Below are 13,672 nucleotides of genomic sequence, written 5' to 3' on the forward strand. Positions count from 1 at the left end.
ATAGAGGGAAAGTGCTCCATCCATAACGCAGACTGGGCATCGGTGTGCTCGGAATCAGGATGAATGGCACTGGTGATGGGACGGTGGACTGTTTCATTTTCCTCTCCTTGGAACAAACCGACAAACCGAGTACATCATCAGGTTTTATATCGGGTCGTTAGGGTACTGCTGGGTTTTCGTCCGGTTATGCACGATCTTGTGACGCACATACATCGCTACGCCATACAGCCTAAACACTCGCCGGACGATACTTAAGGGTAGCCCCATCTGATGCTTGTTTATTGAGTGGGTCGTATTCCCACCACCATCTCACCCCGTCTATATCAATGGGCTTTGTGTTGCTGAAGACCTCCGGTGGTTGTGGCGCTGTTAACTGTCCTCCTACAAAAATATGGTCATCTATGTTGCCGCTCAATGACTTGTATCGCCTGGTATTTTGCGACCAGACAGTCGCGCCAACATAGTAGCGAATAACAGATTCAATATAGGCTTTAACCCCTTCGGAGGCATAACTGTCTACCTCAGCCTTCAAACGTAGAAAAAGACTTAGCAAGCGCAAACGCATTTCCAGATAATCTTCAACAGCCGAGTCGAAACTGCACTGGTTTTCGCGCATCATCACCCGGATCAAATTGTGCTCTTTATAGTTTGCCCCTCGCTCCATCTCCTTGCTGAAGGCATGGGGTTCCGTTTCCCAGGCCATTAAGCTGGAGAGCATTTCGAATAGCGCTCGCACACGCCGATCTTCATATTCCCGCTGGGTAATATCGATATCGGCAATAGCATGTCCCAATGCCGGAAATGCCCAGGCCCCACCGCCGGTAGCCCGCATAAAAACACAATCGCTGACAGTAGGCGTGGCATTGGTCGCTTTCCACATCTCCGCCATCAAATAGATACGCATGGCTTCGACAAACCTGCCGGTCTGCTCCGGCTTGGCATACTTATCAAGGCGAATACGCAAGTCCCGGGCAGCCAATGCATAACGATCGTTGGTCAGTTGGTATTCCGGAGATTCGAACTGCCGCCAGATTTCCACCGATGCCTGTATGAGTTTATTCGGGTCTCGGGCAATCGGCCCCTCGTCGCAATATTCATCATCGTAGGCAAAAGCCCACATGCAAAAATCAACACCAACCTGCAATAACTCCTCCGTCCCAGTCGGATACATCATGGCACCCAACCAACTACAGTGAATGTTTGCCAGGCGCTGACGCTGAATCTCGTCCTGATACAATTCAAAACGATCCGCATAGTCCCTGGTGACCCGCTCGAACGGACTATGATCGTAAATATCCAGATCAAGAAACGGACTCGGATTTTCAGGGCAATAACTCGGGTGCACGGCAAACGAGAAGGGTTGAGGTAGCGGGGGAAGTTTGATAGTCATTTCATGATTTCCCTGTTGGGTAGAACTGTGCGGACCAGCGGCGATAGATGGCAATGTTGCCTTCACCACTCATAAAGTGCGGGCGCTCTATATATTTCCGGTTGTTCCAGATTTCGAAGTCCTCCTGTACCGTTTTCACAAACCAGCGATGAGCATAGGGCAGCAAAATGGTGTAGCTGATGTAGCGCAGAAAACGAGGAAGTTTTTCTACTTTTGCAATATGGAGATCGTCGCTCATTCTCAGCATCCATTTCCGCGGTGCGGTTTGTGTTCCTGTCACTTGCGTTCGAGCAATCAACCCCAAGCGCGGGAATGACGCTTCACCGAAGGCAAACCCCAGGCCATAGCAGACGATTTTCATACTGACCTGCTGACCAAGAAACTTGGCTTGCATAATGTAGGTCATCTTTATGCCGTCCTCTTGATGTTGAGTGTCAACGTCTTGAAGTCCGTGCAAGTAAGAAAAGTGGAGAACATCGGAACTGTTTTCTGTCATGTCCTGACAGAGCCCTTGCAGGTTGAATGTCTTGTACCTTCTCTGAGAAAAACCTTCTGGATGCAATATCGGCAACTGCCAATAGGGAGGGAGAGAGCCTTCATGGCACCAGATAAATATCCCGCCATTGATTTCGGTCGAGTAACGCTGCGTCAACGCGGCGGTCGGCGGCTTTTGGCCACTGGGGATCCCCACACAAATGCCATCTGGGTTAAATGCCATCCCATGAAAAGGGCAAACCAGCTCCTCCCCGACAATATTCCCGCCATGCCCCAGATGGGCACCAAGATGGGGGCAATAAGGGTCAATGGCTCGGGCAATACCGGACATGGTTCGATATATAACCAGCTCCTGCCCCATAAACGGGACTGTCAGTACCTGTCCGGGTTTCAGGTCATGGCTGAAGCAGGCGCAGAACCAACCATTGGGGTAGGGCAACACCGTTTCTTCCAGGCCGGTTTCGCTGCGCTTGCGCCCAGGCAAGAAGGTGATGGGGACGATGCTGTCTTGCTCTACCATCGAGAACACTTCCATGATTAATCTCCGGTCGCTGCCCTATTTTTTGCAGACAATCACGCTATAGGTCGAAACCTTGTTCTTGAGCAGCGCCACCGACCAGTTCTCCGCCAGCACCCGCAGTTCCTCCAGCGCGCCCGTGACCCCATGGGGAAATAGCTCTTTGTTTTCGATGTTGGCCTTGGCGTCCATCAGCCAGCGGGCGACATCGATATTGGCCGGCAGGACCCGCATGTCGTGGAGGGTGAAACCGCTCTGTTCGAGCACATCGCGAAAGTACCCCGGCGCCTTGCGGTGCTTGCAGGCCAGCCGGTCGACCTCGTCCGGGGTATCGGAGGTATAGGCTTGCGGCGGAGTGTTGTAGAGGTTGTCCGAGATGATCACGCTGCCGCCCTGGCGAACCCGGCCGGCAAGGGCGCGCATGGCGGTTTCGTACAGTTCGTCGGGGAAGTGCGAGATCACTCCGCGAATGATCACCAGGTCATAAGGCTCATCCGCGTCGGGCAACAACTCGATGTCCTTGGCATTGCACAGGTAGAGATCGATCCGCTCCGACAGCCCTTGCTCGGCGTGAAACTTCGCGCAGTACTCCAGCTGGCGCCGGCTGACATTCACCCCGTCCAGGCGCTGGCATTCCGGGAAACGTTCGGCCAGGTACTTGAGGATGTAGCCCCAGCCACAGCCGATATCGAGAATGCGCCTGATCGGCGGCCGATCGGGCTCTTCCAGGCCGGCCAGTTTCAGTTGTCGCTCGAAATAACGAATTCCCGATTCGTCGAGGCTGATTGGCGGCGTCGAGCGAGGATCGTCATAGACTCCGAACTGGAACAGGATGTAGTTGCCAATGGCCTTGCGCCAATCTTCGGGGCTGTCTCCGTAGGTATAAACGACCTTTTCCTGATAGGTATCGACACTGGAACCCTGGATGACGCGATACGGCAGACGGGTTTCATCGGCGATGGCTGGCTCTCTGGCTTGAATGCTCATGGCTGTCTCCTTGTGAAGATTCACTTCAGGCTCTGGCACGCAGCGAAAGCCTGTCCGTTGCGTGGTCACTGACCGGGTCTTGCAGACTGTGCTCGATGAGGAAAGCGTGGATCGATGCGCTGATGCCCTCGGCATCGAGGCCGCAGAGCCCGAGCAGTCTTTCCGGCGCGCCGTGCTCGATGAATTGATCGCCCAGGCCCAGTTGCAGCACGGGGCGCGAGAGCCCGGTGGTGGCCAGATACTCCAGGCAAGCCGAACCGGCACCGCCCATCACGCAACCTTCTTCCAGGGTGACCAACAGGTCGTGGTTGCACGCGAGCCGCTCGATCAGGGCGCCGTCGAGAGGCTTGATAAAGCGCATGTTGGCGACGCTGGCATCGAGGGTTTCGGCCGCACCCAGCGCGGGTAGCAGCATCGAACCGAAGGCCAGGATGGCGATGCGACAGCCCGACGACTGGCTGGAAATCCGCCGCATTTCGCCCTTGCCCAGTGCCAGCGGCGTCAGCTCGGAGCGGGCCGCGATCCCGCTGCCGACACCCCGTGGGTAGCGCACCGCGCAAGGACCGTCCTGGAGCAGGGCGGTATGCAGCATCTGCCGGCATTCGTTTTCGTCCGCCGGGGCCATCACCACCAGGTTCGGCACGCAGCGCAGGAAGGCGATGTCGAAGGCACCCATGTGGGTCGCACCATCGGCGCCGACGATGCCGGCGCGGTCGATGGCGAGCACCACGGGCAGGTTCTGGATCGCGATGTCATGAATCAACTGGTCATAGGCCCGCTGCAGGAACGTCGAGTAGATCGCCACCACCGGTTTCAGCCCCTCGCTTGCCAGGCCGGCGGCGAAGGTCAGCGCGTGCTGCTCGGCAATCCCGACATCGAAGTAGCGCGCGGGGAATCGTTGCTCGAATTCCACCAGCCCCGAGCCTTCGCGCATCGCCGGGGTCACCGCGACGACCCGCGCATCCCGTTCTGCCTCATCGCAAAGCCAGCGGCCGAACACCTGGGTGTAGGTCGGCTGGCTGGCTGCGCCGGGCAGGATGCCTTGCACCGGGTTGAACCTGCCCGGGCCGTGATAGAGCACCGGGTCGGCGGCGGCCGGCGAGTAGCCGTGGCCCTTTTGCGTGACGATGTGCAGCAACTGGGGCCCGCGCAGGCCCTTGAGCGCTTGCAGCGCCGGTATCAGTTCGTCCAGGTTGTGACCGTCGATGGGGCCGCTGTAGTTGAAGCCCAAAGCTTCGAACAGCGTGGCCGAGGTCATCAGGCCCTTGACCTGGGTTTCGGCGCGATGGGCCAGCTCGCGCAGGACCGGTGCTTCCCGCAGCAAGTGCTTGATGCGTTCCTTGACCGCCACCGCACAGCGCTGGGCGGTGAGCTTGCCGAAATAGTGCCGCAGGGCGCCGACGGGGGGCGAAATCGACATGTCGTTGTCGTTGAGGATCACCAGCAGCGGCAGGTCCTGGTACAGGCCGGCGTTGTTCATCGCTTCGAATGCCATGCCACCGCTCAAGGCGCCATCGCCGATCACCGCAATGCTGTGCCGTGGCTCGCGACTGTGGCGTGCCGCCAGCGCCATGCCCAGCGCGGCGGAAATCGAGGTGCTGGAATGGGCCGTGCCAAAGGCGTCGTATTCCGACTCCTGGCGCCTGGGGAAGCCGGAAATCCCGCCCAACTGACGAATGCCGGCCATGGCCTCGCGGCGTCCGGTAAGGATCTTGTGGGCATAGGACTGATGGCCGACATCCCAGACGATCCGGTCCCGTGGCGTGTCGAACACATAGTGCAGGGCGATACTCAACTCGACGGTGCCCAGGTTCGCGGCCAGGTGCCCACCTGTGCTCGAGACGCTGTGCAGGATGAACGCCCGCAGCTCATCCGCCAGTGGAACGAGGGCCGCGCTATGCAGGGCGCGCAAGTCGGCCGGGGTGTTTACCGTGTTCAGTAGCTCGAACATGCTGGGATTCCTTCCGTTGAGCCATGCCCACGTATTCCCGTGAGCGGGGAGAGCGAGTCAGTGCAAGCGGTTGATCACCAGGTCGGCCAGCTCGTGCAGCTGCTCCGCACGTTCAGCCAGCGGCTCGAGTGCCTGGTGCGCGCGCTCGTCCAGTTGCCTGACGAGTCGTCGCGAAGGCTCCAGGCCAAGGAGCGAAACGTAGTTGGGTTTGTGGTCCTGGGCATCCTTGCCGGCGGTCTTGCCCAGGGTCGCGGTGTCGGCCGTGGCATCGAGGATGTCGTCGACCACCTGGTACGCCAGGCCGATCGCGGCCGCGTAGCGATCCAGGGGCTCGAGGTCGAACGGCGCGCCCTCGGCACACAGGGCGCCCATGCGCAGCGCGGCCCGGATCAAGGCGCCGGTCTTCATCCGGTGCATCTGCTCGAGCCGGGTGAGGTCCAGCGCCTGACCGACACTGCCGATGTCGATCATCTGCCCGCCGGCCATGCCCAGTGAACCGACCGCCATGGCCAGCTCACCCATCAGCAAAGCCTGACGCTCGGCCGCCACCGGCACACGGCGCAAGGTGATGAACGCCTGGGACTGCAAGGCATCGCCCACCAGAATCGCCGTGGCCTGATCGAACTGCACATGCACGGTGGCACGGCCATGGCGCAGCTCATCGTCATCCATGGCGGGCAAGTCGTCATGGACCAGCGAGTAGACGTGCATCATCTCCAGCGCGGCCCCCACCATGTCCAGCGCCGCCGGGTTGGCTCCGGCGGCCAGGCCGGCAGCCTGGCACAACAGTGGGCGCATACGTTTACCACCCCCCAGCACGGCGTAACGCATGGCCTGGTGCAGGGTCGATGGCAAGGTTTCGGAGGAGGGCAATTGCTGCTCGAGCATGCGTTCGGTGCGCTTGACGATGGCGTGCCGCCACGCATCGAACAGGGCGCTTCGCGCCTGCTCTTGCCAGGCGCGCAAACCGATGATTCCGTGGCGTTCGAAGATCCGGCGAAACCAGATGCTGAAGGTCTGTGGCGCCTGGCTGAGGCGCTGGGATACTTGCGCCAGGCTCAGCCATTGCCAGGCGAGCGCTTCCTCGGGATTGGCGACCGGATCCTGCTGGCAGATGCCGGCGAACACATGGTCGTATTCATGCTCGATCAGCTGGTTGGAAACCTGCTCATGGTAGAGCAGTTGGGAGACGAGCCGCAGCTCGCATTCAAGCCCCATTTCCTCGAACAGCCGGCGCCTGGCCGCGGCCTCGGTGGCCTCGCCGCGACGTGGATGGCCGCAGCAGGTATTGGTCCACAAACCCTGAGAGTGATACTTGCCCAGCGCCCGTTGCTGTAACAGCAAACGGCCCTGTCGATCGAAGATGAAAATCGAGAAAGCCCGGTGCAAGAGCCCTTGCTGATGGATATGCAGCTTTTCCGCAAACCCGGTCTGACAGTCGTCTTTATTGACCAGAATAAGTGTTTCTTCCATGAAACCTCCGATACAACTCCATAATTGTGCTGGCAATTTTTATTGCGTAAAGCGCATGACAACTATATCGGGACAAGACTTTGTCGAGATGAGACTTTTTATGCGATGTAACGTGAGTGCTCACATTAGGCAGTTTCCAAAGCGCTGCAAGAGTGCGCCCTATAATTTTTAATTTCAGGCCGCGATGGTTTTATTTCGAATGCTCGAGTCTGCGAGATGCCTACATTAATTCAATTTTTTGCTCGATAGAACAATTGGCAGCGCTTTGTAATTCGCTTATTTCGATTTATTCAGCGGCTGCACTGGCTAATGGATTTTGCCTTGCTAGCCTTGGCAAACCGGAAATCCGGGTGCCCGGCGCCGTTGCCAGCGAGGCAACATTCGAGTGCGGTTTTTTTACTGCAATTTTTTAAAGTGATCGCTTCATTGTTCTAAGTAAGTTGCTGTTTGTTCTGTAAGAACATGGATTAACTTTCTACTTCAGGACGATAAATCATGTCGCAGCGGCTGTTTGTTCTCGGTTCCACCGGGTCTATTGGCGACAATGTGCTGGATGTCGTCGCGCGCAATCCGCAGACGGCCGTTATTCATGGCCTGACGGCACATCGCAACATAGGAAAACTCTATCGGCAGTGTTTGAAGTTTCGTCCGGCACTGGCGATTGTCAGTGAGCCGCACCACGCCATCGAACTTCAAGCCAACTTGCAGGCAGCCGGGTTGAATACCGAAGTTCAATGCGGGGCACAGGCTCTGTGTGCGGCAGCCTGTGCCGCCGGCTGCGACACGGTGGTGGCCGCTATCGTCGGCGCAGCCGGATTGCCGCCCACTTTGAGTGCCGCGCGGGCCGGGAAAAAGATACTTCTGGCCAACAAGGAAGCCCTGGTCATGTCCGGTACGCTGTTCATGGAAGCCGCGGCGAATTCGGGGGCGACCATCCTGCCGCTGGACAGCGAACACAATGCCATTTTCCAGTGTCTGCACGGCGCACAACGGGCTTCCGGAGACGTGCAGCGGCTGATCCTTACCGCGTCTGGAGGGCCGTTCAGGAATCGCCCGTTACAGACACTGGACCAGGTCACCCCGGACGAAGCCTGCGCCCATCCGAACTGGCGCATGGGGCGCAAGATTTCCGTCGACTCGGCGACCATGATGAACAAGGGCCTGGAGCTTATCGAGGCGCGCTGGCTGTTCGATATTCCCGCCGAACGCATCGAGACATTGATACACCCGCAAAGCATCGTTCACTCGATGGTGGTCTATCGCGACCAGTCCGTGCTGGCGCAACTGGGCAGTCCGGATATGCGCATACCGATTGCCCATGCGCTGGCCTACCCCCAGCGTATCGATTCTGGTGCCGAACCGCTCGACCTGGTGAAAGTCGCCACGCTGACCTTCGAAGCACCCGACCTGGCGCGGTTTCCGTGTCTGGCCCTGGCCCTTGAAGTCATCCGTGAAGGCGGGGCGATGAGCACCGTGCTCAATGCCGCGAATGAGGTGGCTGTGGAGGCCTTTCTCACCCACCGTATCCGCTTCACCGATATCGCCCGGGTCGTTGATGAGGTCCTGCAAAAAATACCCGGTGCAGCAGTGACCAGCTTCGACGAGGTCATGGACATCGATCAACACTCCAGGCGTATCGGGAGCGCGGTCGTGCAGCGTGTTTGCCGGATGCCGCACTCAAGTCCCAGCCTCTATGCCGCGTCCAGCGCGGCGGCGGTGAGTTTCCTGCAAGGAGGCCGTTAGAACCTCGGGTGACTCGCCTGCAGCCGGTGTTACCGCCAGCACCTGTTCTGCGCACCATGAGCCCCGTCCTGGGGCGTTTTCACTCGCTGTCGTGATCAGCAATTCTCTTCGCCAGCCTTTCTGATTAACCAAAAACCAACCGAATCAAGCACCTGCACAACGCGGCGGGTCCTTGGCACGCAATGTGCTGTTTTGGCTATATGGATAATTGGATACAAAAATACAAAAGGTGCCGCCGATGAAATTCGCCCCAGCCTATACCGAGCGCCAGCCCGTGACCGCGGAGGAGGAGGCCTACAACTTTCTGTTGGAAGCGATCTGCAAAGGGCGCTTCCGCACTGGCGAGCGGTTGATTGCCGAGGACATCGCCAGCGAAATCAACATGAGCCGCATGCCGGTGCGCGAAGCCTTCCGGCGCCTGGATGCCGATGGCCTGGTGACCTTGCGGCCCAATCGCGGGGCCATTGTCCGTGGCCTGAACATCGATGAAATGCGCGAAGTCTTCGAAATGCGTAGCGCCCTCGAAGGCCTGGCGATCCGCGTGGCGGTGGGCAAGATCACCGAGCGCCATTTCAGCCATCTGGAGCGCCTGCTCGATGAGATGGATGACTACCGCGAAGACGGCGCCGAGTGGGTCAGCCGCCATCGCGCCTTCCATGAATACCTGTGCAGCCTGAGCGAACGCCCGCGGCTGATGCGGCAGATCTCGGCGCTGTATTCGGTGATCGAGCCGCACATGCGCCTGTGGCTGCAACACGCCGACAAGCCCCGCAGCGCCCGTGACGAACACGCCTCGATCATTGCCGCGCTGCGTTCCGGCGACCCGGACAAGGCGGCGCAGGTGGTGTGCGAGCACATCGAAGGCACCATCCCGCGGCTGATCCAGTTCCTGGAGGCCCATCAGTAAAAAATCGCATTTCTTGCCGAGCGCTTAACGCCTGCCGTGAGCGCGATCCCCCCTTGCTACCCGACATGACTGGAGTAATGCCATGCACAAGCCTTGCGCGTCAGCTGCCGTTCTTACCTTGAGTCTATGTTTCCTGAATCTAGGTTGTCCCCAATGGGCGCAAGCCGCCCCCGAGTTGCCGGAGCGCTTGAGCAAGAGCGAGAAGATCGTCTACTGCTCCGGCATGGACTCGCCGCCGCTGGTGTCCTTCGACACGCAACAGAAACCGGTCGGGCTGCAGGTGGACATGGGCGAGGCGATTGCCCAGCGCCTGGGCGGCAAGCAAGTCGAGTGGCGCATCTCGCCTTTCGCCGGGTTGATCCCGGCGCTGCTGGCGCAGCAATGCGACATGATCGTCGACCAGTTGTTCGACAAGCCCGAGCGCCGGGAAGTGATCGACATCGTCAATTTCATGTACTCCAGCCAGTCGATCGTGGTGCCCAAGGGCAACCCGAAAGCGGTAAACAGCCTGGAGGACCTGTCCGGGCTCAAGGTGGCGGTGAGCAACGGTTCGACCATCCGCCTCCTGCTCGGCGCCGAGAACGACAAGCTGGTGGCGGCCGGCAAGCCACCGATGAAACTGGTGGTGTACAACGTCGACGCCGATGCCTTCCAGGCGCTGCGCATCAACCAGGTGGACGCTTTCGGCACCACGGTGGAATCCGCCGGGCACTATCAGCAACTGGCCCCGGACCTGTTCCAGTCGGCGGTGCCGGCGTTCAACCGGATCCTCACTGGCTTCGGCGTGCGTAAGCAGGACCCGCAACTGAGCGCGGCGCTGGGCACGATCCTGCAGGACATGCGCGCCGACGGCAGCTACGCCGCGTTGCTGGATAAATGGCATGTCGGCAGCGACAAACTGGACTGAGGGCAGGCTCGATGAACTTCAATTGGGACGTGTTCTGGCAGTACCTGTTGCTGCCCAGCGATGTCTACCTGACGGGGCTCGGGCTGACCTGCCTGATCAGCGTGTCGGCCATGCTCCTGGGCTGTGTGCTGGGGTTGCTGGCGGCGCTGATGAAGCTGTCGCGCAACCCGCTGTTGCAGTACCCGGTGCGCTTTTATGTGTGGCTGATGCGCGGCACGCCGCTGCTGGTGCAGATCGTGTTCCTGTACACGGCGCTGGCGGCCGGGGGGATTTTCCGCTTCGAGGACCTGGACCTGGGCTGGTTCGTGGTGCCGGGCAATATCCAGGCGGCGATCATCGCCCTGGGCCTCAACGAAGGCGCGTACATGGCCGAGATCATCCGCGCCGGCATCGGTGCGGTGGATAAAGGCCAGTACGAGGCCGGGCGCTCCCTGGGCATGACCTTCCCCAAGCTGATGCGGCGCATCGTGCTGCCCCAGGCGTTCCGGGTGATAGTCCCGCCACTGGGCAACGAGTTCAACGTGATGCTGAAGAACACCACCCTGGTCAGCGTCATCGGCGTGCAAGAGCTGTTGCTCAGTACCCAGATGGTCACCTCGGCGACCTTCCGGGTGTTCGAGCTGTACCTGGTGGTTGCTATCTACTTCCTGGCGTTGACCACGCTCTGGGGCTTTTTCCAGCGTTGGCTGGAGAGCCGTTTCGGCCAGTCCGAGCGGCCGGCGCCGGCGGCCAGCCGCCTGTTCGGGCGTAACACCATGAAGCTGCTGAGGGGGCGTTGAGCATGGCGCACATGAGTGAAGAACTGGTCATCGAAGCCCTGGATATTCATAAGTCCTTCGGCGACCTGGAGATCCTCAAGGGCCTCTCCCTGCAAGTGCGGCGCGGCGAAGTGGTGGTGCTGATCGGCGCCTCCGGCTCGGGCAAGACCACCTTTATCCGTTGCATCAATCTGCTGGAAGACATCCAGGCCGGGCAGATCCGCGTCGCCGGCCAGCCCATGGGCTACCGCACGCGGGCCAATGGCAGCCTGGTGCGCGACTCGGAACGCAACATCGCCCGCCAGCGCCGGGACATCGGCATGGTGTTCCAGCGTTTCAACCTGTTCCCGCACATGACTGCCCTGGAAAACATCATCGAGGCGCCGGTCCACGTGCTTGGAGTGCCGCGCGCCGCCGCGGAGCAACAGGCGCGGGCACTGCTCAAGCGTGTGGGGCTGGCGGAGAAGGCCGGCCACTATCCTTCAATGTTGTCTGGTGGCCAGCAACAGCGGGTGGCGATCGCCCGGGCGCTGGCGATGAAACCCCAGGCGATGCTGTTCGACGAGCCGACCAGCGCCCTCGACCCGGAGACGGTGGGCGAAGTGCTGCAAGTGATGAAGGAACTGGCGGAGGAGGGCATGACCATGGTGGTGGTCACCCACGAAATGGGCTTTGCCCGCGAAGTGGCCGACCGGGTGGTGGTGCTCGACCAGGGCGAGCTGATCGAGCAGGGCCCGCCCGAGCAGATCTTCAGCCAGCCCCGCCACGCCCGGACCCGGGCCTTTCTCAGCCGGGTGTTGTGAACCCGAATCCTCAATCTTGTGTGAGTCTTGCCATGTTCAAATTTTCTGCCCACGAGTATCCCTACGCCTCCCAGCGGCAAAGCGTGTTCGCCAAGCGCGGCATGGTCGCGGCGTCCCAGCCATTGGCCGCCGAGGCTGGCATTGAAATCATGCGCCGCGGTGGCAACGCCATCGACGCCGCGATCGCCACGGCGGCGGCCTTGACCGTGGTCGAGCCCACCGGCTGCGGCATCGGTGGCGACGCCTTTGCCCTGGTCTGGACCCAGAACAAACTGCACGGTCTCAACGCCAACGGCGTGGCCCCCCAGGCCCTGAGCATCGAGGCGGTGAAAGCCGCCGGCCATGAACAGATGCCGTTGCACGGCTGGACGCCAGTGACGGTGCCGGGTTGCCCGTCAGCCTGGGCCGAGCTGTCCAAGCGTTTCGGCCGCCTGCCATTCGCCGACTTGCTGCAGCCCGCCATCAGCCTGGCGCACGACGGTTTCCCGGTGTCGCCGGTGGTTGCCCTGCAATGGCAAAGCGCGCTGGAGAACTTCACCCCGAGCCGCAACACCGTGCTCGACAGCTGGTTCGACACCTATCTGATCGACGGCCGGGCACCCCGGGCCGGGGAGATGTTTCGCAACCCCGCGCAAGCCCGGACCCTGGCGGAACTGGCCGCCAGCGGCTGCGAAAGTTTCTACCGGGGTGCCCTGGCGCAACGCCTGGACCAGCACTCGCGGGCCACCGGCGGTTACCTGCGCGCCAGCGACCTGCAGGATTACCGCGCGCAGTGGGTCGAGCCGATCAAGGTCAACTATCGCGGCGTGGACGTCTGGGAGATTCCGCCGAGCGGCCAGGGCCTGGTGGTACTGATGACCCTGAAGATCCTTGAAGGCTTCGACTTCGATCACCGCGACAGCCAGCAGACCTGGCACCGCCAGCTGGAGGCGATGAAGCTGGCCTACAGCGACGGCCTGCACTACATCACCGACCCCGCGCATATGCGGGTGGCGGTGGAGGATTTGCTCAGCGACCGCTATGCGGCCCGGCGCCGGGCGCAGATCGGCGAACAGGCGCAGGCCCCGCAGCCGGGCGACCCGCACGCCAGCGGCACGGTCTACCTGGCCAGCGCCGATGCCGAGGGCAACATGGTGTCGTTCATCCAGAGCAACTATCACGGCTTCGGTTCGGGCGTGGTGCTGCCCGACAGCGGCATCGCCCTGCAGAACCGCGGCGAAGAGTTCAGCCTCGATCCTGCGCACGCCAACTGCCTGGCGCCCGGCAAGAAGACCTTCCACACCATCATCCCGGGTTTCCTCAGCAAGGGCGGCGTGCCAATGGGGCCGTTCGGCGTGATGGGCGGCTACATGCAGCCCCAGGGGCATGTGCAGATGGTCATGAACCTGGTGGATTTCGGCCTCAACCCGCAGGCGGCCCTGGATGCGCCGCGCTGGCAATGGCTGGGCGGGCTGCAGGTGGGGATCGAACAGAACGCCTCGCGGGACATGAGCGCCGCCCTGGCGCGGCGCGGGCACGAGGTGCAGGTGGCCTGCGACCTGACCAGCTACGGGCGCGGGCAGATCATCCTGCGCGACCCGCAAAGCGGCGTGCTGTGCGGCGGCACCGAACCGCGCACGGATGCCCATATCGCGGTGTTTTGAGCCTGGGACGAGCGGGCGGGGGCGCTGGTCCTCGCCGCGCTCCCGGCCGGCCTGGGCAGCCCTGTGGATGGCGGATCATCGACTAGACTCACGCGATC

The 13,672-nt window shown here is 61.0% G+C and carries 11 protein-coding genes; 6 read left to right on the forward strand and 5 right to left on the reverse strand.

Features of this window, described 5'->3' with window-relative positions:
- Nucleotides 1–229: 229 nt before the first annotated feature.
- Genes PVZ80_RS32670 through idi form a run of 5 tightly spaced genes read right to left on the reverse strand, consistent with a single transcriptional unit; the run spans nucleotide 230 to nucleotide 6,813 of the window.
- Entirely contained in the window at nucleotides 230–1,390 is a 1,161-nt protein-coding gene (locus PVZ80_RS32670; RefSeq protein WP_273865073.1) for a terpene synthase family protein, read from the reverse strand.
- A 1-nt stretch (nucleotide 1,391) separates the two neighbouring features.
- Entirely contained in the window at nucleotides 1,392–2,420 is a 1,029-nt protein-coding gene (locus PVZ80_RS32675; RefSeq protein WP_273865074.1) for a Rieske 2Fe-2S domain-containing protein, read from the reverse strand.
- A gap of 21 nt (nucleotides 2,421–2,441) precedes the next feature.
- Complete coding sequence (locus tag PVZ80_RS32680; RefSeq protein WP_103331242.1) at nucleotides 2,442–3,389, reverse strand: SAM-dependent methyltransferase; 948 nt, start codon at nucleotides 3,387–3,389, stop codon at nucleotides 2,442–2,444.
- 25 nt (nucleotides 3,390–3,414) lie between these two features.
- Nucleotides 3,415–5,340 (reverse strand): 1-deoxy-D-xylulose-5-phosphate synthase, encoded by a 1,926-nt coding sequence (dxs, locus tag PVZ80_RS32685; RefSeq protein ID WP_273865075.1) that lies wholly within the window; start codon nucleotides 5,338–5,340, stop codon nucleotides 3,415–3,417.
- 57 nt (nucleotides 5,341–5,397) lie between these two features.
- The gene (gene idi / locus PVZ80_RS32690) at nucleotides 5,398–6,813 is read right to left on the reverse strand and encodes an isopentenyl-diphosphate Delta-isomerase (protein WP_273865076.1); all 1,416 of its coding nucleotides are present in this window, start codon (nucleotides 6,811–6,813) and stop codon (nucleotides 5,398–5,400) included.
- Nucleotides 6,814–7,308: 495 nt separating this feature from the next.
- On the opposite strand from idi, the gene ispC reads away from it, so the two are divergent.
- The 6 genes from ispC to PVZ80_RS32720 all read left to right on the forward strand — a co-directional run bounded on the left by ispC (nucleotide 7,309) and on the right by PVZ80_RS32720 (nucleotide 13,574).
- Nucleotides 7,309–8,556, forward strand: coding sequence for a 1-deoxy-D-xylulose-5-phosphate reductoisomerase (ispC, locus tag PVZ80_RS32695; RefSeq protein WP_273865077.1), 1,248 nt, complete (start codon nucleotides 7,309–7,311; stop codon nucleotides 8,554–8,556).
- A gap of 238 nt (nucleotides 8,557–8,794) precedes the next feature.
- A complete protein-coding gene (locus tag PVZ80_RS32700; protein WP_009048994.1) occupies nucleotides 8,795–9,463 on the forward strand; it encodes a GntR family transcriptional regulator in 669 nt (222 codons plus the stop codon).
- Between the two features lie 82 nt (nucleotides 9,464–9,545).
- Nucleotides 9,546–10,370 (forward strand): ABC transporter substrate-binding protein, encoded by an 825-nt coding sequence (locus PVZ80_RS32705; protein ID WP_177411738.1) that lies wholly within the window; start codon nucleotides 9,546–9,548, stop codon nucleotides 10,368–10,370.
- An 11-nt stretch (nucleotides 10,371–10,381) separates the two neighbouring features.
- Nucleotides 10,382–11,149, forward strand: a complete 768-nt coding sequence (locus tag PVZ80_RS32710; RefSeq protein WP_028683948.1) for an amino acid ABC transporter permease — start codon at nucleotides 10,382–10,384, stop codon at nucleotides 11,147–11,149.
- Between the two features lie 2 nt (nucleotides 11,150–11,151).
- Nucleotides 11,152–11,931, forward strand: a complete 780-nt coding sequence (locus tag PVZ80_RS32715) for an amino acid ABC transporter ATP-binding protein (protein WP_273865078.1) — start codon at nucleotides 11,152–11,154, stop codon at nucleotides 11,929–11,931.
- A gap of 32 nt (nucleotides 11,932–11,963) precedes the next feature.
- Nucleotides 11,964–13,574 (forward strand): gamma-glutamyltransferase family protein, encoded by a 1,611-nt coding sequence (locus PVZ80_RS32720; protein WP_009048998.1) that lies wholly within the window; start codon nucleotides 11,964–11,966, stop codon nucleotides 13,572–13,574.
- Nucleotides 13,575–13,672: the final 98 nt, after the last annotated feature.

The organism is Pseudomonas sp. B3G-3 (assembly GCF_028640915.1).
Classification (GTDB): Bacteria; Pseudomonadota; Gammaproteobacteria; order Pseudomonadales; family Pseudomonadaceae; genus Aquipseudomonas; species Aquipseudomonas chlororaphis_I.

What these genes read in the sequence shown, in the direction of transcription:
- PVZ80_RS32670 (WP_273865073.1), bottom strand. Translation starts at nt 1,390, where the DNA reads ATGACTATCAAACTTCCCCCGCTACCTCAACCCTTCTCGTTTGCCGTG.
- PVZ80_RS32675 (WP_273865074.1), bottom strand. Translation starts at nt 2,420, where the DNA reads ATGGAAGTGTTCTCGATGGTAGAGCAAGACAGCATCGTCCCCATCACC.
- PVZ80_RS32680 (WP_103331242.1), bottom strand. Translation starts at nt 3,389, where the DNA reads ATGAGCATTCAAGCCAGAGAGCCAGCCATCGCCGATGAAACCCGTCTG.
- dxs (WP_273865075.1), bottom strand. Translation starts at nt 5,340, where the DNA reads ATGTTCGAGCTACTGAACACGGTAAACACCCCGGCCGACTTGCGCGCC.
- idi (WP_273865076.1), bottom strand. Translation starts at nt 6,813, where the DNA reads ATGGAAGAAACACTTATTCTGGTCAATAAAGACGACTGTCAGACCGGG.
- ispC (WP_273865077.1), top strand. Translation starts at nt 7,309, where the DNA reads ATGTCGCAGCGGCTGTTTGTTCTCGGTTCCACCGGGTCTATTGGCGAC.
- PVZ80_RS32700 (WP_009048994.1), top strand. Translation starts at nt 8,795, where the DNA reads ATGAAATTCGCCCCAGCCTATACCGAGCGCCAGCCCGTGACCGCGGAG.
- PVZ80_RS32705 (WP_177411738.1), top strand. Translation starts at nt 9,546, where the DNA reads ATGCACAAGCCTTGCGCGTCAGCTGCCGTTCTTACCTTGAGTCTATGT.
- PVZ80_RS32710 (WP_028683948.1), top strand. Translation starts at nt 10,382, where the DNA reads ATGAACTTCAATTGGGACGTGTTCTGGCAGTACCTGTTGCTGCCCAGC.
- PVZ80_RS32715 (WP_273865078.1), top strand. Translation starts at nt 11,152, where the DNA reads ATGGCGCACATGAGTGAAGAACTGGTCATCGAAGCCCTGGATATTCAT.
- PVZ80_RS32720 (WP_009048998.1), top strand. Translation starts at nt 11,964, where the DNA reads ATGTTCAAATTTTCTGCCCACGAGTATCCCTACGCCTCCCAGCGGCAA.